Annotated in this window: 28 protein-coding genes; 1 reads left to right on the plus strand and 27 read right to left on the minus strand. The window is 34.5% G+C overall.

Features of this window, described 5'->3' with window-relative positions; all coding sequences use genetic code 11:
- Position 1: 1 nt before the first annotated feature.
- The 19 genes from ACUN3A_RS04655 to ACUN3A_RS04745 all read right to left on the minus strand — a co-directional run bounded on the left by ACUN3A_RS04655 (position 2) and on the right by ACUN3A_RS04745 (position 15,237).
- On the minus strand, positions 2–2,755 hold the full coding sequence (locus ACUN3A_RS04655; protein ID WP_445550173.1) for a PKD domain-containing protein: 2,754 nt from the start codon (positions 2,753–2,755) through the stop codon (positions 2–4).
- Positions 2,755–5,379 carry a hypothetical protein gene (locus ACUN3A_RS04660; RefSeq protein WP_445550174.1) on the minus strand — a complete coding sequence of 875 codons (2,625 nt, stop codon included), beginning with the start codon at positions 5,377–5,379 and terminating at the stop codon, positions 2,755–2,757. The genes ACUN3A_RS04655 and ACUN3A_RS04660 overlap by 1 nt, the downstream gene beginning before the upstream one ends.
- 18 nt (positions 5,380–5,397) lie before the next feature.
- Complete coding sequence (locus tag ACUN3A_RS04665) at positions 5,398–5,712, minus strand: hypothetical protein (RefSeq protein WP_445550175.1); 315 nt, start codon at positions 5,710–5,712, stop codon at positions 5,398–5,400.
- A gap of 53 nt (positions 5,713–5,765) precedes the next feature.
- Positions 5,766–6,083 carry a hypothetical protein gene (locus ACUN3A_RS04670; protein WP_445550176.1) on the minus strand — a complete coding sequence of 106 codons (318 nt, stop codon included), beginning with the start codon at positions 6,081–6,083 and terminating at the stop codon, positions 5,766–5,768.
- A 41-nt stretch (positions 6,084–6,124) separates the two neighbouring features.
- A complete protein-coding gene (locus tag ACUN3A_RS04675) occupies positions 6,125–6,544 on the minus strand; it encodes a phage tail tube protein (protein WP_445550177.1) in 420 nt (139 codons plus the stop codon).
- A gap of 15 nt (positions 6,545–6,559) precedes the next feature.
- Positions 6,560–6,916 (minus strand): hypothetical protein, encoded by a 357-nt coding sequence (locus tag ACUN3A_RS04680; RefSeq protein WP_445550178.1) that lies wholly within the window; start codon positions 6,914–6,916, stop codon positions 6,560–6,562.
- Entirely contained in the window at positions 6,916–7,425 is a 510-nt protein-coding gene (locus ACUN3A_RS04685) for an HK97 gp10 family phage protein (RefSeq protein WP_445550179.1), read from the minus strand. Before ACUN3A_RS04685 ends, ACUN3A_RS04680 begins: the two co-directional genes overlap by 1 nt.
- A complete protein-coding gene (locus ACUN3A_RS04690) occupies positions 7,418–7,750 on the minus strand; it encodes a phage head completion protein (protein ID WP_445550180.1) in 333 nt (110 codons plus the stop codon). Before ACUN3A_RS04690 ends, ACUN3A_RS04685 begins: the two co-directional genes overlap by 8 nt.
- A 3-nt stretch (positions 7,751–7,753) precedes the next feature.
- Positions 7,754–8,314 (minus strand): head-tail connector protein, encoded by a 561-nt coding sequence (locus ACUN3A_RS04695; RefSeq protein WP_445550181.1) that lies wholly within the window; start codon positions 8,312–8,314, stop codon positions 7,754–7,756.
- 10 nt (positions 8,315–8,324) lie between these two features.
- A complete protein-coding gene (locus tag ACUN3A_RS04700; protein ID WP_445550182.1) occupies positions 8,325–8,828 on the minus strand; it encodes a hypothetical protein in 504 nt (167 codons plus the stop codon).
- Between the two features lie 13 nt (positions 8,829–8,841).
- Positions 8,842–10,131 (minus strand): phage major capsid protein, encoded by a 1,290-nt coding sequence (locus ACUN3A_RS04705; protein WP_445550183.1) that lies wholly within the window; start codon positions 10,129–10,131, stop codon positions 8,842–8,844.
- Positions 10,132–10,135: 4 nt separating this feature from the next.
- Positions 10,136–10,762 carry an HK97 family phage prohead protease gene (locus ACUN3A_RS04710; protein WP_445550184.1) on the minus strand — a complete coding sequence of 209 codons (627 nt, stop codon included), beginning with the start codon at positions 10,760–10,762 and terminating at the stop codon, positions 10,136–10,138.
- Positions 10,743–11,987 (minus strand): phage portal protein, encoded by a 1,245-nt coding sequence (locus ACUN3A_RS04715; RefSeq protein ID WP_445550185.1) that lies wholly within the window; start codon positions 11,985–11,987, stop codon positions 10,743–10,745. The genes ACUN3A_RS04710 and ACUN3A_RS04715 overlap by 20 nt, the downstream gene beginning before the upstream one ends.
- A 125-nt stretch (positions 11,988–12,112) precedes the next feature.
- Positions 12,113–12,298 carry a hypothetical protein gene (locus ACUN3A_RS04720; protein ID WP_445550186.1) on the minus strand — a complete coding sequence of 62 codons (186 nt, stop codon included), beginning with the start codon at positions 12,296–12,298 and terminating at the stop codon, positions 12,113–12,115.
- 13 nt (positions 12,299–12,311) lie between these two features.
- A complete protein-coding gene (locus tag ACUN3A_RS04725; RefSeq protein WP_445550187.1) occupies positions 12,312–12,533 on the minus strand; it encodes a hypothetical protein in 222 nt (73 codons plus the stop codon).
- Between the two features lie 20 nt (positions 12,534–12,553).
- Positions 12,554–12,823: a hypothetical protein gene (locus tag ACUN3A_RS04730; protein ID WP_445550188.1), complete on the minus strand. Its 270-nt coding sequence runs from the start codon at positions 12,821–12,823 to the stop codon at positions 12,554–12,556.
- A gap of 27 nt (positions 12,824–12,850) precedes the next feature.
- On the minus strand, positions 12,851–13,003 hold the full coding sequence (locus ACUN3A_RS04735) for a hypothetical protein (protein WP_445550189.1): 153 nt from the start codon (positions 13,001–13,003) through the stop codon (positions 12,851–12,853).
- Between the two features lie 191 nt (positions 13,004–13,194).
- The gene (locus ACUN3A_RS04740) at positions 13,195–13,449 is read right to left on the minus strand and encodes a hypothetical protein (protein WP_445550190.1); all 255 of its coding nucleotides are present in this window, start codon (positions 13,447–13,449) and stop codon (positions 13,195–13,197) included.
- 21 nt (positions 13,450–13,470) lie between these two features.
- Complete coding sequence (locus ACUN3A_RS04745) at positions 13,471–15,237, minus strand: terminase large subunit (protein WP_445550191.1); 1,767 nt, start codon at positions 15,235–15,237, stop codon at positions 13,471–13,473.
- A 101-nt stretch (positions 15,238–15,338) separates the two neighbouring features.
- Here ACUN3A_RS04745 and ACUN3A_RS04750 point away from each other — a divergent pair, with 101 nt between their 5' ends.
- Entirely contained in the window at positions 15,339–15,569 is a 231-nt protein-coding gene (locus ACUN3A_RS04750) for a helix-turn-helix domain-containing protein (RefSeq protein ID WP_445550192.1), read from the plus strand.
- A 74-nt stretch (positions 15,570–15,643) separates the two neighbouring features.
- Here the strand turns inward: ACUN3A_RS04750 and ACUN3A_RS04755 are convergent, their stop codons facing one another.
- The 8 genes from ACUN3A_RS04755 to ACUN3A_RS04790 form a co-directional block, all read right to left on the minus strand.
- Positions 15,644–15,808 carry a hypothetical protein gene (locus tag ACUN3A_RS04755; protein ID WP_445550193.1) on the minus strand — a complete coding sequence of 55 codons (165 nt, stop codon included), beginning with the start codon at positions 15,806–15,808 and terminating at the stop codon, positions 15,644–15,646.
- A 7-nt stretch (positions 15,809–15,815) separates the two neighbouring features.
- A complete protein-coding gene (locus tag ACUN3A_RS04760) occupies positions 15,816–16,061 on the minus strand; it encodes a hypothetical protein (protein ID WP_445550194.1) in 246 nt (81 codons plus the stop codon).
- Positions 16,062–16,087: 26 nt separating this feature from the next.
- Entirely contained in the window at positions 16,088–16,270 is a 183-nt protein-coding gene (locus ACUN3A_RS04765; protein ID WP_445550195.1) for a hypothetical protein, read from the minus strand.
- Between the two features lie 58 nt (positions 16,271–16,328).
- On the minus strand, positions 16,329–16,529 hold the full coding sequence (locus tag ACUN3A_RS04770; RefSeq protein ID WP_445550196.1) for a hypothetical protein: 201 nt from the start codon (positions 16,527–16,529) through the stop codon (positions 16,329–16,331).
- Positions 16,530–16,717: 188 nt separating this feature from the next.
- Positions 16,718–17,179, minus strand: a complete 462-nt coding sequence (locus ACUN3A_RS04775; RefSeq protein ID WP_445550197.1) for a P27 family phage terminase small subunit — start codon at positions 17,177–17,179, stop codon at positions 16,718–16,720.
- A 110-nt stretch (positions 17,180–17,289) separates the two neighbouring features.
- Positions 17,290–17,625: a hypothetical protein gene (locus ACUN3A_RS04780; protein ID WP_445550198.1), complete on the minus strand. Its 336-nt coding sequence runs from the start codon at positions 17,623–17,625 to the stop codon at positions 17,290–17,292.
- 2 nt (positions 17,626–17,627) lie between these two features.
- A complete protein-coding gene (locus ACUN3A_RS04785) occupies positions 17,628–19,160 on the minus strand; it encodes a replicative DNA helicase (protein WP_445550199.1) in 1,533 nt (510 codons plus the stop codon).
- Positions 19,160–19,849 (minus strand): helix-turn-helix domain-containing protein, encoded by a 690-nt coding sequence (locus ACUN3A_RS04790; RefSeq protein ID WP_445550200.1) that lies wholly within the window; start codon positions 19,847–19,849, stop codon positions 19,160–19,162. Before ACUN3A_RS04790 ends, ACUN3A_RS04785 begins: the two co-directional genes overlap by 1 nt.
- Positions 19,850–19,851 lie beyond the last annotated feature (2 nt).

Genomic DNA, 19,851 nt, shown 5'->3' on the forward strand with positions numbered 1-19,851 from the left:
TTTACCAAGGAGGGAAAGCACCAGGCACCGGCTGCCCAGTTAACGGAAGCCCCGAAATATCTCCCGCACCAGTTATAAAATTCACACTTGTTATTTGAAAACGAGAGCTACCTAAAGCCAACCAATCCGCTTCATACTGTTGCTCTACTTCAAAAATTATTTCATCTGTAGACATATACCCTACAGAAAAACTAGTCTCTTCATAATTAGCTAAATACATCAAATTGTATTCATGATATAAAACCCCGTTTTTCATAATTCGAATAGTAGCAGGCTGAGAAGTCGGAGAAATCAATCCCACCTTACCATTTAATACTAAATTGAATGACGGATCAATATTTGGATCTATTTTAAACTTGTATTTATAATACAGAAATGGAGCCTCTCTAACCACAGTCAACTCTAAAGAAACTACATGCGTTTTTCTTCGTACCAATCTAACAGTATCAAAAGCCGTTGCGCCATCATTATCAGTAACCTGAATTTTATATTCATACAAATCTTCGGTCAAATTTTGCAAATCAGTAGCTAACTGCAAAGGCGTCATTATAACATCACCAAAACCACCTACAACTTTGGTCCATACCTGAGAAACTATAACACCATCCACGTCATAAGCAACTGCTAACAATGAAGCCGAAGTTTGACTATTAGTTAACTCGATATCCAAACCTGCATTTACTATTGGAGGAATATTATCAGGACTTGTGCCACCACCGCCACCATCACTATCGCGATAAATAGCACGAGAAAGCGTAAGAGTTGTTTTGTTTGTATCCAAATTCCAAGAGCAATTCGTAATCGTAAACATTTTATCATCCACATAATGAAAAGCAATTAAATCATTAAACTTAACTGCATTTTTAGCGACTAAATCCAATTTTTCCATTGGTTCACTAAACATTCTACGTATGATATTAGCAACAGTTTTTACATAACGATTGGTTTCTATTTTATAAATCGCATCCGTCCATTGCATCCATGAATCACGACTACCTACGTAATCATTATTTTTATAGACTTTTACAGAAAAACTTCCAGACGTGATTGGAAAATCAGTTTTTACAACCATATCTCCGGAAGATTTATAATTATAAATCACTTCCAAATTTGTTAAAACACCGCCACCATATATAGTAGTATTGATATTATCTTTAATCAAATTCGCACCGTCCAAAGCAACTCTGGAATAGTAATTTCCGTTTTGAGTAAACCCATTAATGACAGGGATTTGAATTGTATTATAAGTTGTTGTCGCTTCTTTTAATTTAGCCAAACGAAAACCATTACTAAACGCCGTATCATCATCAGCATAAGTCAATTCAATATCTGCATCAACTGTATATTCACCATTTATCAAATCAGTAAATATCAAATTTTCTTCAAAAGCCACCGGACTGATTTCCAGTTCACGGATTTCAAAACCTTTAATATTTGACAAATAAACATCTTGACCCGAACGATAAATTTTTATATCAATTAAACCTTGTGTTGGTACAATAAATTCAAAATCCAACTTCGCCTGACCATCAACAAAAATTATATTTTCATTCTCTGGAATTGTAGTTTTATTATTTGAAAAAAGAACTGTATTATTTAATATAATCTCATACAAAAAAGGATTACTATTTGATGCCGGAACAGAAGGAGTATACCCCTCCAACCATGTTAACGTCTTAAAAGAAATTGAAATCTTAATTTTTTGATATTTATAAACAAAAATCTTATTCTTAAGATTTACAAAATCATTTGCATCAAATGGAGTTGTCGTAGGTGGAATAAATTGAGGAGTATAATACTTCATTAATGAAACATAATAATCAGGTACCATTGCTTTTGCATAATACCCATTATTACCATTCCAATCTGTTGCATATATTTCGCCCTTCACACCTGTAATTACTGCCCAACCTTCGTTTTTTTCTTTTGCGATGGTTTCAGGAAAACCTTGTGGTACTCTTTCATGTGTAACCGTAATCATATTATAAGGCGGTATCATTGTAACATTTGGAGTTACCAAAGCCTTAATTTTTTTATACAATTTATTTCCTGACAAAACTCCTAAATCATTCCCCTGGTAATCGTATAACTTTGCATTGTACCCACGAATGGACCGTTGATTAATTCCTTCGATATTCCAACGCCCATCAGCTTGATAACACACACACAGCATATCATTCATCAGGGTTTCAAGGATTTTATACACATCCTGCTTTTTGCTTTTATCTACAAAACTCGCTGTATCGATAAAGATATTTTTGTAACTTTTCTCTACACTGTTTTCGATAGCCGGATTAAAAAATAAATCAAGTTGCAAGCCTGTTAGCGAAAGTGATTTACAAAGAATATCAATTATACTTTTTTCGTCACGGTAATAACTCTCAGGAAGGTATTTTCCTTTTAAACGACCTAACCCGCATGTGGCTGTCATTTCTACAAACGTAACGCTGTTAGTATACGGCTCAGAGTATGTATCAGGAACTAAAAAACCTGTCCACAACAATGCGTTATCTGAATATTGACGCAATTCAGTTTTGAAACGGATTTCATTACCTGTAAAATATCTTATAAATTTTGCGTCTTTTAATTCTGTATGAGCAATATCAAATGCAAGGCTAGAACCTACTATTTTAAGTTCGTCTTTTTTATCCGAACCATTCCACGAAAGCGTAATTCCTTCCCTTGAAGCAACCTCAATCACAAAAAGACTTTGACTAAGTTCCTGGTCGATTATGTCTATATAATAATTTGCCATTATCCGATACGGTTTTTACGAGCCGTAGCACGTTCGATTAGTATCAACATATCAGATCCTTTCATTACTGTAGAAGCTACAAAACCACCTTCAGACGAACCGCCGCCGTTATTCATTGCGCCCCAAATTTTTCTTTGCTGATCTGTATTAGAAATCATTTCAGCTGAGTTTACTCGAGCCATGATTTTATCACCGTAGAAAGATGAGCCACCAACTATACCACCTGTTTCAAATTTAGGGATAGATGCAAAAGCCGCTAAAACACCACCTACAGCTGTTGCTATAAATGCAGGAGTTGTAAATATTGCCGCTGGTCCTGTAGCAGTTCCCGATGATGTTGCACCTGCAATTGATTGTGATATTGCCGAAGCCAACATCATTGCAATTAATTTGGTTACCGTTTGAATCATTCCTGCAATAAAACCATCAAAACCATTTTGAGCAAGCCCCAACGATTCTACAATAGAAGTTGATAAAGTCGAAAAAGCACCTGCAACGGATTGACCAGCTAAATCTGCTGTTTCAATTAAACGCTTTTGACTTTCAGTAAGCTCAACCACTTTTGTATTTAATTCATCAACACCTTCAATCTCTTTTATTTTTAATTGAGTATTATTTACTTGCTCACTTAATTTTGCATATTCAACTGAAGTAGTCGCAAATTGTTCTCTTAATTTTTCAAAGTATGATTGCTGGCTTTTTAATTCATCTAACGAAAATTCAGGAATCGCAATATTTGTTTGAGCATCATCTGCCAGTGGTGCTTTTGGTAATTTTATTTGTTTTGGTTTTGATAATTCGTCTATCTTTTTTTTATAACCATCAATTAAAGCTTGCTTTTTTAACCACTCAGCATTGCTTAACGCATTGTTTTTTTGGTCTTCTTGCTGTAACTTGATTAAGCTTTCATAATACGCAATAGTACCAGGACGTAACTCATCAATACTGTCTTTAATCGCATCAGTACCTATTTTGATATTTTGCAATTTCAAAGCTTCATTTTCTTCAAGCTTGCCAGTTTTTTTCAAGTATTCCTCTTTTGCCGAAAATAAAACCTGATCAGCTTTTAAATTATCTTGAGTGAATTTTTTAAGATCCGAATTTTGGATTCGTAATAAATCAGTTTGCGCTTTTATCAATTCGGATTTTGTAATCGTAACCGCAGCCGTTTTTTCAGAAGCACTTGCCTCCTGCAAAACAATTACATTTGCACCCTTTCTTATTCTTGAAATTTCTTCTTCAGTAGCAACGATTTTATTACGCAATTCCATTTCCTGAGCCACACGATCATTGGCGCGTTTTTGTAATTCATTATCTACAGCAGTAGCACGGCTTTTATTAAAAATAGCTTCACGCAAATTTTTATATGAAGTTTCAGCTTTTCCGTTTAAAATAATTTCATCTTTCAGGTTTCCAAAGTAAGCCGGATACAAAGCCTGCAAATCATCAACTGACTTTTTACGTTCATTAGTAGATAATTTCACATTAGTAGCTGATGCATATACTTTATCCAGCGCACCAACTTCAGCGGTCGCATTTTCAGTTCCTTTTTTGACAGCTTCATTTAAAGCCGTTTGTGAAGTAACTGCTTTTTCAGTATTATTATTTAATAAAATAATAGCAGTTGCCGCCGCTGTTGCTACTAAAGCCAAAGCCGTTAAAGGATTTGCAATCATTGCAGCAGAAAGAGCAGTAAAAGCAGTTCGTAAGGCGGTAAATCCAACCACCAAAGGCGGTATTCCCGCAGCAATAGAACCAATCACAACTAACAATGGACCAGCCACAGCAACCAACCCAGCAACTACCAAAACAGTCGTTTTAGTACCTTCAGAAAGACCTAACAATCCTTTTACCATTCCGTTTATCGTAGTAATAAATTTGGTAAAATATGGCAAAATAACTTGTCCAAATTGCTGTCCAAGCTGTTTAAGCGATTCCATAAAAACCCGTGACTGATTCGCTGCACCAGCTCCGGTTCTAACAAAATCCCCTTGGGAATTTGTAGTTACACTCATAATATAAGCATACCTAAGATTTACCTTAGAAGCCTGATCCATATCTTTAATAGAAGTGCGGATTCCTTTTGACATAGCAAAAAGCTGTAAATTTTGCTCTGTCATTACAATCCCTAACTTTTTTAAAGACTCTGTTTCACCAGTAAAAATAGCAGACAACGCCGTGTTTGCCTGATCTATACCGATGTTTTTAAACGAGGCTAAATCACCTGCCAAACCAACCAAAGAAGTTGACATTTTAGCAGCTTCAGTAGTAGTTAACCCCATCGACGTACCCATATCACCATAAGCTGCCGCAAGATCTAAAGCCGTACCTTCAGCAATACCAAAAGATTCTAATGAGGTTTTCGCAAAATCTTTTACAGTACTTGAAGAAGAATCAAAAGCAACATCAACTTTATTAACACTTTCAGCATAATCCGAAGCCATTTTTGTCGCAGCAATTCCAGCCGCTAAAACTGGAGCCGTGAAATAAGTTGTCATTCCACGACCTACTTTTTGCATCTTTTGACCAAACTTGTCAATTTCACGCAACGAGTTTTGCATTCCCGTAGAAAACTGCTTTAAATCGACTTGAAATTTTACGTTAATTGTTGCTAAGCTAGCCATTGATAAAGGTTTTTATATTTAAGCCTGTGGTTTATTACCTAATTTTTTCGAATCGTATTTGTCAAAAAAAGCTTTACTGATTCGCTCTACTTCTAACATTTCCTGATACTCTTTTTCAGAAATTTTATTTATAAGATCTTTTTCCCAAGGGAATTCCTGAACATCAGTTTCTTTAAAACTTTCGGTTTGATACGGTCTCAAAGCAGACCACATTACTTTACGAGTCATTACCCATTGTTCTCTGCTTTTTGCATCTTCATACTTTCGAAAACCATTTACAGTATTTTGAAATTCCCGATACGTAAGACTGTAGAAATAAGTAACTGACAACATTAATTGTCCTAAGGCTAATTCTTCAAGTTTATCCCATGTTTCAGGCTCCGAATCTACTTCTTCGGAGCCTTCAACTTTTTTTCAGTTTGTTCCGTTTGCTTGAAAGCTTCAGCGATACCTTTTGCCATTTCATTAGCCAATACCATCAATTCATCTATTGATAAATTTTCGACATCTGATATCTTTATTTTTACAGTATTATCAGGATGACAATCTATCGATTGAAAAAGAAGCTCAAATAAAACATCATAGATTTCAAGCCTACCAGTGTCTATCTGTTCAATCAAAGCGACTTTCTGCATCACTTCAGGCAAGGTTTCCAAATTCCAGACTTGACCCAAAACACGAAATACCTTTAAAGAGAAGCTCATTTTGAATGAGCTTCCATTTATTTTTACCGTAATATCTTTCATTATACTACTACATCTTGAGTTAAGTTTCCATTCCCTTTGAATGAAATAGATACTTTCGTAGAGGAACCTGTATCAGCTGTAATACTGGCGTTTTCGATATATGCTTTACCAGTATATAGAATATCACCAATTGCATCTGTTGTAAACTCAACATCGATTTCGGTACCTGCTAATTTTTTAGCCAAAATATCATCGAAGGTTACGTGCGTGGTATCACCAGTTGGTAAGTTTGCCAATAACGCTTCGGTGCTTCCGCTCCAAGTGTAGTTCCCAGGAATCGAAATAGTTCCATCTGTGTCTTTTGTGGCGATTTCTTCTAATTTGGTAGAAAAATCTAGCTTACACGATGTTGCGTGTAATACTTTTTTAGCATCAAATTTGAATCGCAATAGTTTTCCGTTGTAAATTTCGCTTGGCATAATTTCTAAGTTTTTTTATAATAAATTAAAAGTCACTATTCCTGAGTAAGTAAAACTTTCCTCATTGTATTCTATTTTTGAAGACAGAAAATTGTATTTTTCGTCTATCTTTTCAATCATCACATCCGTAAAAGAGCAACACGTATCATAACTACCCTGGTTAAACCAAAACATAACACTGATCTCAAGTTGTGAACGATCTTTGGTTTCCGGTGTTATTTCGTCTAAATAATAAGTGGTAAGCGGTAATGTATTACCTTCTAAAGCCACGATAGGAAACAATAAAGTCTCACCATCCCTTTGCATTACCGCATTAAACTCCGGTAAAGCCGAAAAAAAGCTATATATTTCCTTTGAGAGACTACTAAACATCAGTTACTTAATTTATCTATTCTACGTTGTATAAACACTGCCATTTTACGTTCTGCATCAGCTGTTACAGGTCCGCTCGTTGATTCATAAGCTTTAGCCATGTATGGATTTGCTTTGGTTTTTCCAACCGATGCATGATCGTTTGCCCCTGCTTTACGTTTTCTCTTAAAACCTTTTCGGTACACATTTACACCTTTTTCGACAAAATGACCGTACCATCCATCAAAAGATCCTTTTGCACGTGGACCAACATAAACCGTTGGATTATCTTGTTTCCCTGTGATATTACCCAGTGACTTTTGAAGGTTACGAGGATCAATCCATTTACCTCTAGCCTTATGCCTTTTTGAAGCAATTGGAACTAAACTTTTAGCTGCTTGCAATGTTGGTTTTGCTACTTCCCGCAAGATGACTAAGACTTCTTTTCGTTTGTCTTTATCATCGGCTAAAAGCCTGATTTTCGCCTGCAATTCCGCAAAGCCTTCGACTTGCATTAATGGACTATTCATAGATTTTAACTCTAATTTCGAGGTGCTGTCTACGTCCTAATTCTAAGATGTGAATTACTTCAAATTCACGGCCTTCGTCTATTAAAACGAGAGCCGTTCCTTTACTCTTAATAACATCATTAAAACGAACTACATAAATCCTATTTACCAAATGTTTTACCTTTCCATCAACCACTTCGTTTCCTGAAATATCTGTCATCTTTGCAAATGGCGAACAAACAGGAGCATTAGTCGAAATCTCAGAACCTGTTTCTGTTCGGGTTTTAACCTTTTCAACTAACTGGATAACACTATTCATCTGACCTATGTAAGGATTCTTTTCCATGATTTAGAATTTACGGTATGGACGAAGTAAATTGTTTGATGCTGGTGAATTTCCTTGCTCACGATCTTCACGGCGTTCGTAGAAATCGGAGATACGTAATTTTATAGCCTGTAAAATAGGTTTTGGACATTTTGCCAATGTAAATCCTTGTTTTACAGTAATTATCACTGCATCGTCACGAACTTCTGTTGCTGGCATTGCAAGAAACTTAATATCGAAACATTCGATTATGTTTGATTTTCTCAATTTATACTGATCAGCTGGCAAAGTCGTTAGTGTTATTTCTCCAGGTGCATAATATTCAACCTTTTCGATTTCGTCATTCTCATAGTTTCGAGCGAAAGTCAAAGGAGATTCAAAAACAGATAATTCCATAACAAACTTACGTTCTGAAATTCCTCTATTGATGTAATCTTCACAAGCTACTTGAGCCGCTTCGCTTTGTTCCACTATCAAATCATCTTCAGCAGTAAATTCAACTCCTTGACGAAGTTGTTTTTTGGCTGCTGCCAAAGTAATTAATGGAGCTGTCGCGGTTATCTCTGTATAAGAATGTGTTACCATGATGATTGAATTATTTATCTAACTTGAAATAGCCCGCTTCTTCCAATTCTAAAGCCTGTAATTCAGGCAAAGAAGCTGATTCACCAACATTGTAAGCCAAATTATATTTGCCTGTTGGAGAAACAACAAAAACACCTTTTAAATACTTTTCCTTTTCTGCTTTTGGAACAGTTGAAGCCTTTGGAGCAGTTGCAGTTTCATAAGCTTTTTTCGCTTCATCATAAGCAGTTTGAGCCAAAGCTTTTTCTTCAGGTGTTGGTAATGCAGTAATAACTTCTAAAGCTTTTGCCGATTCTTCAAATGCAATTTGAGCATCTTCACCTTCCTTATCAGTTGAAACATCATTAAGCGCATCCAATACTTTTTTTGCTTCATCAAAAGCAGTTTGTGCCGCTTCTTTTTCTTCAGCAGTTGCTGTTTCCGTAATCGCATTTAAAGCCAGTTCTGAAGCTTCAAAATTTGATTTTAATACAGCCACCGATACGGTAGCTGTATTGTTTTTTCCTTTACTCATTTTCTTTTACGAATTAAGCAGTTATCAATCCTTTAATAACAGAGAATGCTTTCGGCTGTTTTACTAAAACATCCAAGAAAACATTTACAGTGATTTCGACAAAACCTTCTTTTTTACGAGAAAATTCATCTACTGAAAAATCCATATAACCCCATTGATTAATTAACAATTGAGTCCAGTCACCAAAAGCAGCAGCAGACAAAGCCGTTCCAGTTCCTTTTGTCAAGTTCGCAGGAACATGATTTGAAGTCACAGAAGGATATCCATTGATTTCTCCTGATTTATCCATGATATACCCTAAATCACCCGCTTCATGTTTGGTTTTTTTCAACTTACCACGAGTTTGAGGATTAACGATATATGACATCTTTGCCGCACTTGCATTTTGTACAAAGATTCCAGTTTCCATATCGACAATATTTGCCCAAGTAGGAGCTGAACCATCTGTTCCAGTAGCAACTGAATTTGTACCCGAAACATTTAAAACACCAAAAGGCTGTCCTGTTCCTGAACCATTAACCGCTGCTGCATCAATTGCGTTTTCGATTGCTGCATTGATTTCTTTAGCCGTGTAAGCTTCTAAATCAATTGATGACTGCATTAAGTTCTGCAATGAAATAGGCACGGTAACTGCCAATCTTTTTGGGATTGAATCTACATAACCGTAAGCGTTTGCAGTTGAATCAACTTCGTCAGTTTCACCTTCCCAAGAAGCGACAATACCACCCGCATTTTTTGGGTAACGTAAATTCCCTGTCAATCCTGATTGATACACAGCACCTAATTTTTTCATTAACGGCTCTGGACGCAAGAAATCAATTGGTGACTGTAAATCAGTAGCAACTAAATTACCACCATCAGCACCTGAATTTCCTGTAACTGTTTGTGATGTCGCTCTAGTTTCGATTGCAAAACCTGAAACAGCTATACCCAACGCCAAACCTCTTTTAGAAGCACGCTGATGCATTTCTAATTCAGGACCTTCCAGCTTCATATCACCGTTAACCATTTGAGAACGGATAGCACGGTGTAAGGAAAATACAGGCTTTTCAGCTTGTCTTTGTTGTCCTTCAGGCACAAAACCAGTAGGCTGAGAACCTTCTAAAGAACGCTGGTTTCTTTCAGCAGTTTCAGCTATTTCGATTTGACCTGTTAAATCATCAATTTCTATTTGAACCGCACGAAAAGCGGTTGCTTCTTCAGTATTCAGCGCACGAGTTTCAGTCGTTGCCAAAGCTGTTAAATCTTGTTGAGCCTTAATTTTTAAGGCTCGTTCTTGTTTTAATTCAGCAGATTTTTTCATTTGCTTATAATAAATTAGAGTTAATAATTAATTGAGCCTCAAAAGTTTGGAACTCTTTATTTTCATCTGTTCGAACTTCTTCGATTACAGGATTTTCTTTTTTGATTATACCTCGAATCTCGTCAATGGTTTGGGATTCTCTTTTTAATGCTTCAGGATTTGAACCTATTGGCACAATAGACCATTCTAATAATTCCTGTTCATCGAAATAAATCACGTCACGATCTTCACCTAGTTTTTCGTCACCCCAATGACCTCTTTTTGGGTTCGCACCAATAGAAGCCATTCTTAAAGTTCCTGCTTGTATTTTTTGAAATACTTTTTCAGCAACGGGATTAATTTCAGCAGATTCGAAACGAACGATTGCCACTAGTTGATTATCTTCTATACGAACTGTTGACGTTCCGATCACCATATCAGGATTATCAGAATAGGATTTGTGTGCATAAAAAACAACCGGATTATTTTCGTATCGTTTTAAATCCCAACCCGAAATTTTAAAAACTGTTCCGTAGGTATCAGGTGCTTCAGTTGAAATCACAAATTCAGCTTCACGGTTTTCTTTATTTTTATCGGATAAAGCACGAACAACCGCTTCACGGATTACGGGTTTATTTAGTTGAATTTCCATCTTTGGTATTTTTTAAGGTATTTTGAATATTAGCATTAAGTTGCTGTTCTGTAAAAGTGTTAACTGGTGTTAAAAATTCATTCAAGAATTCGGGACCATCATTATCATCTTCTAACTGACGAACTTCCTGTCTGTTTTTCCAACCTGCATTTATTGCTTTTGAATAATATTCTGCCCTCGATTTAATATCAGCCCGAAGCAAAACATTCATATTTCCACGAACATAGTATCCGTTTTCGATTTCTTTTTTAGTAAACAGTTTTATAGCATATTCCTGTTCAATATTGGTAACATATGGCTGTATTGTATCAGACTGATGATCCAATGACTGTTGTTCAATATTGTTGTCCGTAGATTGTGTTAAAGACTTGATTTTATGAGGTGCAATGTTGAATATACGGGCGATTTCTTCGACTGTAAATTTTGCCGTTTCGATGATCTGCAATTCTTGTGGAGTAATAGTAATTGCTTTCCACTTCATACCTTCATCCAAAACCGCTACACGTGTTGGGTCTTTTTCGGAGAATGCTTTTTTTACACCAGCAATAATTTGATCTTTCCCCTTAGTAATCGTCTTATCACTTTCAACAACTCCTTGACGAACTCCTTTGTTTGCGAAATTTGTTGCAGAATAGGTTTGCACCTCGATTGCTAATCCTAGTTGTTGCGCTCCATAAGTTATTGGTGCAACTCCAACGATTCCATCGAGTGTGAAATGCATCCAGTGCAAAACCTCAGAAGCTAATAAGGTTCCGTAACCGGTTACATCAAAAACCTTTTCACCGTTTTTTACGCGAATGCCTGTTACTTTGCCCCAGTCAATAAAAATGGTTTCTATCGGGTTTCCTATACTGTCATAAACAATTTTAGCTAAAGCATTTCCACGGGTTAACAAAGAAATTGCCATTGTTTTGCGGAAAATAAAGGTTGTCATTAGCGAATTTGGCGCATACGAAATCAATCGATGTGCCGGGTGATTCGGTTGCGACTCCCTGTTATTTCCCACTTTACGGTTTACCGAAAAAGGGATTTTCGCTATGTCATTTGAGATTTGCTCTATTGCATTGAAGACCGCTGTTAGCGTTAATGCTTTTTTGTATGGCATTGAGGAAAAATTTCCGTTGCCTGTAGAGAAGAAACTGCTAAACCCACTAAAATAAGAAGCATCTGATGCACTTCTTTTTTGAGGTGTGAACATTTCGCTAAAAGCACCGTTTAAACTCATTTTACCTTTTTATTTTGGGTAAAATTATTTTAACGGTGCTTCTTAAATATACTACATTGTTGTATTTCTTTAAATAGAAAAATCCCTTTCGGAATAGGAAAGGGATTTGATGTTTTATTTTTTTTTTAATTAAAAAGACCTCTTAAATCTGGCTCTTTATTATTCAATATTGATTCTACTGTCTTTTCCATCATTTCGTCAATATCTGAAATCATATCTTGTGAAATGTTTTTAATAAAAAAATCTAACATTTCATTTTCTCCTGGTATTTCAGGAAGAGAAATATCAATATCTATTTTTTTAGGTTTCATCTTTTTTTTTATTTTAAAATTTTTCAATTCTCTTGAATTCCCAAAAAAAACCGTGATCTCTATTATATCTTTTTTCAAATATATAAATATCATTTTTCTTTTCTTGTGAGGAATAAACAGAATTGGTCGCAATAATTTCAGGAGCTTTCATTAACGGAAAATGACATTCATTTAATTCGTAACTATTAGCATCAGGTAATTCTAACTTAATTTCATTTATTAGATTAAAATCCATTTTGTTTTTTTTTTATAAAATTAATAATTATTCAAACTCATACTAATTTCATTATTAAAAGATACACTCAAAGGATTAATAACAAAATCAGGACCTATCAATATATTCATAACTGACAAACCATTAGACACCCTTTCCATTTCATTAAATTTCCCAGGAATAACATGACTTCCATTTGTACCAGAAATAATAAATGATTCATTATTATTAAAATCTAATTCCAAATTATCTGAATCCTCAAATTCTACAATAATTTTTTTTATTTTTCTTTGTAAAACAGACTTTCCCATATTTATATTTTTTTTATAAAATTAATACTAAAATTTAAAATACCAATCCTTGTCTGTTTTTTCGAAGGTGTATTTTAGCTTTCCAACTGCTACAGTTATTACGTTTGGTGGATAGGTTTTGGCAATTGGGAGCAATCTTATTGCTTTGGCTAGATTTTCGGCTTTTAGGTTTTCAGACATTTTATTTATGATTTCAGATTTTTAATTTCGGACTTTATGTAAAAATACCCTGTTGCCAATTCGATAATTATCAGCAAAACCAACAACGCATACCGGACGGGATTTTTACTAAAAAAATCGAGTTCTAAAAGCGAACTGGTTACAAAGGCGATTATAAATGTGAGTACAATTATTGCTAAAATTTTCATTTGTTATTTTTTTTTATTGTTACGATTCATCACTGTTTGAAATGCATTAAAATCGGAATAGCGATACTTTCCGAATAGTTTATGGTAGGTTTCGTTTACTTCATCAAAAGCGGATTTGTTGGATGGGGCGTTTTTTAATTTTTGGAAAAACACAGAATAAAATCCCTCCAGGGTAGAGAGTTTTTTCATTTCTTCGTTTTCTTTTTCCAATTTTGCAACGTAAATTCTTAGGGCATTTTCTTCAGCTGGTGTTAACATAGTTTATTTTCTTTTTTTTGGTTAACAAACAAATTCCGCATCATCGCGGTTGTAATAACTTTCATTAGTTTCTTCAGGCTCAGACATTGAACCACCTAATGCCATAATTGTCGCAATAATACCATCGACACGCCTTCCATTTATCGAAGACCGTCCTTTATGTACTTTTATATTCAAATTAGCATCTGTATATATATCGCACGATGCAAGCATCCATGCCAAAACAGGGTTTCCATCGTGTTTTATTTTGCCTTTTAAAACCAATCTTTCAAACTCCTTTGTTGGAGTAGAAATCGTTCCAATTCCTTGATTAAACTCAGAAACATTATATCCTTCTGCTAAAAGATTTTGGGTTATTTGAGTAGCGTTATAAGAATCATATTCCATTCTGTTTATATTAAGATTTAACCATTCAGATTTGATTTTATCCTCAACAACATTATAATCAACAACATTCCCTGGTGTAGCAATAATATATCCACAATCAGCCCAATACTGATAGGGTATTCTATCTTCTTTAGATCTAATCACAATTGTATCTTTTGGCATAAACATCCAAATTTTAATATATCGGTTTTGATCTTCATCAGGTTCCGATAGTGCCACAAATGCGGTTAAATCTCTAGTTTTAGACAAATCTAATCCAGCATATGAACCATAAAGCGAAAATTTTTCCATTGGGATTTCATCAACTTTATTTTTATTCCAAATTTCCGTTTGAATCCAGTCGAATTGCTGATCGACCCACATATTCAAATTCTTAGTTTTGAAGTTTCGGATTTTAGTTGATTGATTAATTGCTTTGGTATATTCGTCTTCAATTCCTTCAATCGATAAACCATTTCCAAGTAATGGATTTGCTTTTATCCAAATTTTTTTATTTTCCCATGTTTCTTTTTCGTCTTTGTTTTTTTTCTTTTTGGTTTTAGGTTCTTCCAAATCTTCCTGATCAATATCATGGATCATTATCCAAAGCCTGTCATCGATATTTCGACCTTCTAGAATTTCTATTACTGATTCCTCATAACGTTTACAGGCTGATTGCACATTTGCACCTGCTGTAGTGATTTGGTAAATAATAGGCTGTGATCTTTGTACTGTAGAAGATTCTAAATTTTCTTTGACAGTATCATCTTTATGGGCGTGATATTCGTCTATTATCCCCAAATGACAGTTAATTCCATCTTGTGTTTTGGAATCACCACCCAAAGCCATCATTTTAGAACCTGTTCTTTTAAATCCGATAATCTTTTGAAGGCAATAAAATCCCATATTTCGCAATGCGGGATTTGCTACTGGACTTTCGATGTACATTTTTGCCTGTTCCCAGCATATTTTAGCCTGTTCTTCTTTGGTTGCACCTACGTAAATTTGCGCTGCCATTTCTAAATCAAAAGACAAGCAATACAAAGCTAGTCCCGCCATTTCAGCTGTTTTTCCGTTTTTTTTAGCTCTTTTGTCGTAAACGGTTTTTATACGGCGTTTTCCTGTCTCAGTTTTTATCCAACCAAACAAATTATACATTGTAAACTGCTGAAAAGGAGCTAATACAAAAGGCTGTCCCGCTAGTTTTCCGATTGTGTGATTTAAAAATGTAGGATAGAAATCTATAATCTGCATTCCTTTTTTGTGGTCCAAATAAAAACCATCCTGATCAGCGGTTTCTATCCACTTATAAAAACGCTCCACGGCTTGCTTTATCCTTTTTCCGGTTACGATCTTTCCGGTACGCACATCATTTGCATATTGAAAAGGAATCGAAGCTAGCATTTGAGGTGTGATCTGCATTTTAGATTATTCTGTTTTGGGTTATTAAAATTGCATTAAATAGTTTAAAAAAGCGCAGATTTGCGCTCTTATCTTTTGAAAGTTTACCGCAATTTTATTGCGTGATAGATAATAGCGAAAAAATATTCATTAAGAACGTTGGCAAAAAACTTAGAGAGAAAAGATTATCTAGAAATATTTCTCAAAAACTACTTGCCATCGACTGTGATCTTCAACCCAGTCAAATAGGACGAATTGAGAGAGGTGAAATAAATACTTCTATCGGGATGCTTTTCAAAATTTGCAAGGTTTTAGGGATTGAGGTTAGTGAGTTGGTTAAATCAAACATATAATCTAAAGTTTAAGTTGTAAATGACTTTTATCATATAATAATTAGTACTATTTGTTATTTTGACTGAAAATCGATTTAGTAATGTAATTCAAGAGTAAATTCCCAAAAAAACCAACTAACATAAAACATAAGTACTTTACTATAACTATAATTTTCATAACCAATATAAACCACTGGAATTAAATTAATTCCAAAACCTTGTTTATCGATTAAGCTTGTTATTTTTATCTTTTTTTTCATTTTTTAGTTATTTTGACTGAAAATCGATTTTAAGCCTACTTCTTATTGCAAACGTGTATTTATCTTTGTCACCGAATAATACTTTATTAAAAAGCTTTATTTTTAGTTCTTCGTCTTTTATGTACCCCGAAAGCTTGTTTGCCGATGTTAATTTTGTGTTTTTAACATGGTTTTCATGCGGGTTTTCTAAAACTCGTATGATGAAATTACGGTTTATGATTGCGTTTGTTGGGTTGTTTGATTTTAGTGCCATTGGTTAAATTTTATACTAAGTTGGTTTTAGAAAGGGATATATACTTTAGTGGGTTTCACTATTAATTCTGAGACATCACGTTTTAGTTTTTCGCTAATTGTATCCCGAATAAATTGAGACACTTTGATTTTTATTTCTTTCAATTTAACTAATGTTTGCTTTTGAATTTTAGAAAGCTTAATCGTAGTAACTTCGGTATATTGTTCCATAATTGTAATACTTTTATAACGTGTAGCAGATAGTTATCGTTCAGCTTGGTTGGAACGGCTAATTAGGAGGCAATCCATATTTTCCGCAATTAAAACATTGATTTTTACAAAAATGCCCTTCTCCGCTTTTCACATACCATTTATGAAAACCGAGTTTACATAAAAAGTTAGCTAATACATTTGTTTTTTGAATAGTAACATCTACTATTTCTTCTACTGTTTTTTGTTCAACAGCTTTTATTAGTTTATCTAAATCCATTTTTTTAGTTGTTTATTAGTTGTTCTTTTTAGTTATACTTAGAAAAAAAGCCGAAACGATAACAATTTCTTTGCGATGATTTTCGGCTTGGTTTATAAATTTATTGTTGGTTGTGTACTTGTTTTGTTTGGGGCTTAATCCGAAACTTGGTTTTGTGCTACTCCGAAAAACCTCGCAAAGAATCAACGTTACCCATGATTAGCGTTTAAAAAATCTTTAAATAAATCTCCCTGACCAGTATCAGTTTCTTTATGCTCAATAAGTTTGCTTCTGTCTTTGAAACTGAAACCAAAATGTTTTGATAACTCATCAATTTCTTTTATCATTTTTTCACGAACGGTGACATAACCCGAAACGTTTGTTGCACCACCTTTGAAAGTTTGAATCAAACCACCATCGAAACCTAATTCACTTATTTTTTCTTCAGCCTGAATGTAATAATCAACAGATTTTGCTAAACGAATTAAATGAATCAAATCAGGTTTCGTTAATTTTTTTGTATCAACCAATTGTTGACCAAAATATTTATACCAATACAACTGATCTTTAGACATTGTAATTTTCGAATTTGATGCAGGAAGTTTGTATAAAATCTCGTAAAGATTTTTATTTACTTCAACAATTTCGTTATCACCTTTTATAATTTTCATATTAGACATATCCTTAATTATTAATACATTAGACCCCCCTACCCAAAACAACACTCCGAGTAAAATTCAAGCTAAACAGCGATGTACGCATGTTCAGAACTCTAGAGATTTTACCCCATACCCCTCTTTGAACGATGTGATTCGCTTCCCGATTTTTTATTATGACATTCATGATTCATGCTTTGAAGTTCATCCCAATCATACGGATCAAGCCCGTTGTCCAACAGATAACCTAAACCTTTGATGTGATCACACACATCAGCTTTCTTTACGATATCATCACGCTTGCAATCTTCACACTCACAAATAGGATTCGCTTCACGATAGGCTTTTGATGTGTTGCGCCACTTACGAGCGTTATAAAAGCTTTGGTAACTTACCTTACGCTCGAATGCTACTCTAGGTTGCACCCAGCTTCTGTTTACTTTGTTTGGTTTGTTTGCCATGATTAAAAAGGATTATCGTCATCGTTATCATCATTGTTATCATTCGTTATAGACTCACCAAATACATCAGCAGGATTCATCTTTGGCATATCCTGTATATCATTACTATGCTCAACATCAGAACCATTCACATTATCCGACCCCTCAAAATCAGTGAACTTAGTCTTATTCTCATCATAATGTAATCCGATTGTTCCAACACCACCGTGTCGATACTTAGCAATAATAAATTCAGTATTACAATTATCATCAATCACATCATGATCAACATCAATCCCATAGTACCCAGGTCGATATAAAAAACATACTGCATCTGCATCTTGCTCTATATCACCACTCTCTTTTAAATGATGCAAAGCAGGTCTTTTGTAAGGAGTTCTCTCAACTTCCCTAGATAATTGTGCTAAACCAATCACAGTAATATCTAACTCCTTAGCAATAGCTTTCAATCCGTTCGATATCTTTCCTACCCTAATTCTAATATCTTCATCTTTATCACTTCCTGCCAATTGTATATAATCAACTATCAACACTTTTATATCGAATTTTCTTTTATACAACCTAGCTTTTCTCTTAATCTCCCCAATAGACAAAGACGGACGGTCATCTATATGAATTGGGAGACTTTTCAATTCTTTTACTTTTCTTAACAATCCCGAAAAATACTCAGGCTTTTCAAATCCATTTTTAGTCAACTGATTTAAATGAAAATTACTTTCACCCGCAACAGTTCTAGTCGCTAATTGTTGTGTACTCATTTCTAAAGAAACAAACCCAACAGCATGACCGCTTTTTGCACATCCCATCATTGTATTTACAACAAAAGCTGTTTTCCCCATTCCCGGACGTGCTCCAATTACAATAAAATCGGTAGGTTGCCAGCCTCCAAAATGCTTATTTATTTTCTTGAAACCAGTATCAATACCAGTCACACAACCTTCATTATCTGTCAACATTTTTACACGCTCAACAACTAAATCCAAAGCATCAGAATAACTCAACTCAGACTTCCCTTTCTCCACAATATCATTAATCATCAATGTTTCCCCATCAATGAAATCAAACAACTTAAACACATCAATATCCGAATCATAAGCCATTTCAATCATTTGACTACCCAAAGTGATTGCTTTTCTTTTCATGTACATCTGTAGCACAATTCTAGCATGAAATTCAATGTGCGCACCGGATGATATCTTTTGAGTTAAGCCAATCAAATAAAAATCTCCACCCGCTATATCTAGGCTTTTTTTAATTTTCAACTGATTTGACACTGTTAACAAATCAACAGGCTGTGAAAGAGAAATCAGATCTACTATTGCTTCAAAAATTACTTTATGACTTTCTTTGTAAAAAACATTAGAATCATTAAACACCTGAAACAATTCATCAATTGCACGAGAATCAATCATTAACGCTCCCAAAATTGCTTCTTCCAATTCTATCGCTTGTGGCGGTAACTTTCCTTTTTCTAAATTAATTACAGCCGTATTTTTCGCTTTATAATCAATCCATTGTTTTGCTTTGCCTTCCATTATGCTATTTTTTTTCTTGATGGATGATTAACTCCTGATTCAATTGAAATTTCTTTAACAACTCGTTTGCTTAAATTCTCGCAATAATTTATCGCAAATCGGTTTAATCTTGCCCCAATAATTTTAGTCGTGAATTCCAAACCTTCTTCATCAACTTTACAATCGAATAATTCTTTGAATTTTAACCACTCTTTTTCATCGAATTGTTTTTCAAACCTAGCCCTAAAAACATTCCAAGCTTCAGGAGAATTATATTCAAAAAAAGCGAGAGCTTTCTCTTCTCTATTCATTGTATTATTAATTGTAATATTCTCATATATTGGAGTGACTTTTTCGTCACTAGGTAGTGACTTTTTAATCACTAGGGTAGTGACTTTTTTATCACTAGGTAGTGACTTTTTAGTCACTAGGGATTGAGCCGTATTCTCTATGTAAATTTTGCGTGTATTTCCATTATTTGGAAAATGCTCAACAGCCAAATACCTGCCTTTTTCTAGCGAAGAAATCCAACGAGAAATCGTTTTGTTATCAACTTTATATAAGTTGGCGAAATACGCATTATCAGCCCAACAAAAGCCTTCCTGATTACACAAAGCAGTTATTTCACCATAAAGCAATTTAGCGTTTGGACGTAGGTTTTTATCATACCGAACCGTTGCAGGAATGATGGCATAGAAATTTGGTTGCATAG

It is taken from the genome of Flavobacterium sp. WC2509 (genome assembly GCF_052683105.1).

Coding starts and splice junctions, on each gene's coding strand:
- ACUN3A_RS04655 (WP_445550173.1), bottom strand. CDS start 2,755: ATGGCAAATTATTATATAGACATAATCGACCAGGAACTTAGTCAAAGT.
- ACUN3A_RS04660 (WP_445550174.1), bottom strand. CDS start 5,379: ATGGCTAGCTTAGCAACAATTAACGTAAAATTTCAAGTCGATTTAAAG.
- ACUN3A_RS04665 (WP_445550175.1), bottom strand. CDS start 5,712: ATGTTGTCAGTTACTTATTTCTACAGTCTTACGTATCGGGAATTTCAA.
- ACUN3A_RS04670 (WP_445550176.1), bottom strand. CDS start 6,083: ATGAGCTTCTCTTTAAAGGTATTTCGTGTTTTGGGTCAAGTCTGGAAT.
- ACUN3A_RS04675 (WP_445550177.1), bottom strand. CDS start 6,544: ATGCCAAGCGAAATTTACAACGGAAAACTATTGCGATTCAAATTTGAT.
- ACUN3A_RS04680 (WP_445550178.1), bottom strand. CDS start 6,916: ATGTTTAGTAGTCTCTCAAAGGAAATATATAGCTTTTTTTCGGCTTTA.
- ACUN3A_RS04685 (WP_445550179.1), bottom strand. CDS start 7,425: ATGAATAGTCCATTAATGCAAGTCGAAGGCTTTGCGGAATTGCAGGCG.
- ACUN3A_RS04690 (WP_445550180.1), bottom strand. CDS start 7,750: ATGGAAAAGAATCCTTACATAGGTCAGATGAATAGTGTTATCCAGTTA.
- ACUN3A_RS04695 (WP_445550181.1), bottom strand. CDS start 8,314: ATGGTAACACATTCTTATACAGAGATAACCGCGACAGCTCCATTAATT.
- ACUN3A_RS04700 (WP_445550182.1), bottom strand. CDS start 8,828: ATGAGTAAAGGAAAAAACAATACAGCTACCGTATCGGTGGCTGTATTA.
- ACUN3A_RS04705 (WP_445550183.1), bottom strand. CDS start 10,131: ATGAAAAAATCTGCTGAATTAAAACAAGAACGAGCCTTAAAAATTAAG.
- ACUN3A_RS04710 (WP_445550184.1), bottom strand. CDS start 10,762: ATGGAAATTCAACTAAATAAACCCGTAATCCGTGAAGCGGTTGTTCGT.
- ACUN3A_RS04715 (WP_445550185.1), bottom strand. CDS start 11,987: ATGAGTTTAAACGGTGCTTTTAGCGAAATGTTCACACCTCAAAAAAGA.
- ACUN3A_RS04720 (WP_445550186.1), bottom strand. CDS start 12,298: ATGAAACCTAAAAAAATAGATATTGATATTTCTCTTCCTGAAATACCA.
- ACUN3A_RS04725 (WP_445550187.1), bottom strand. CDS start 12,533: ATGGATTTTAATCTAATAAATGAAATTAAGTTAGAATTACCTGATGCT.
- ACUN3A_RS04730 (WP_445550188.1), bottom strand. CDS start 12,823: ATGGGAAAGTCTGTTTTACAAAGAAAAATAAAAAAAATTATTGTAGAA.
- ACUN3A_RS04735 (WP_445550189.1), bottom strand. CDS start 13,003: ATGTCTGAAAACCTAAAAGCCGAAAATCTAGCCAAAGCAATAAGATTG.
- ACUN3A_RS04740 (WP_445550190.1), bottom strand. CDS start 13,449: ATGTTAACACCAGCTGAAGAAAATGCCCTAAGAATTTACGTTGCAAAA.
- ACUN3A_RS04745 (WP_445550191.1), bottom strand. CDS start 15,237: ATGCAGATCACACCTCAAATGCTAGCTTCGATTCCTTTTCAATATGCA.
- ACUN3A_RS04755 (WP_445550193.1), bottom strand. CDS start 15,808: ATGAAAAAAAAGATAAAAATAACAAGCTTAATCGATAAACAAGGTTTT.
- ACUN3A_RS04760 (WP_445550194.1), bottom strand. CDS start 16,061: ATGGCACTAAAATCAAACAACCCAACAAACGCAATCATAAACCGTAAT.
- ACUN3A_RS04765 (WP_445550195.1), bottom strand. CDS start 16,270: ATGGAACAATATACCGAAGTTACTACGATTAAGCTTTCTAAAATTCAA.
- ACUN3A_RS04770 (WP_445550196.1), bottom strand. CDS start 16,529: ATGGATTTAGATAAACTAATAAAAGCTGTTGAACAAAAAACAGTAGAA.
- ACUN3A_RS04775 (WP_445550197.1), bottom strand. CDS start 17,179: ATGAAAATTATAAAAGGTGATAACGAAATTGTTGAAGTAAATAAAAAT.
- ACUN3A_RS04780 (WP_445550198.1), bottom strand. CDS start 17,625: ATGGCAAACAAACCAAACAAAGTAAACAGAAGCTGGGTGCAACCTAGA.
- ACUN3A_RS04785 (WP_445550199.1), bottom strand. CDS start 19,160: ATGGAAGGCAAAGCAAAACAATGGATTGATTATAAAGCGAAAAATACG.
- ACUN3A_RS04790 (WP_445550200.1), bottom strand. CDS start 19,849: ATGCAACCAAATTTCTATGCCATCATTCCTGCAACGGTTCGGTATGAT.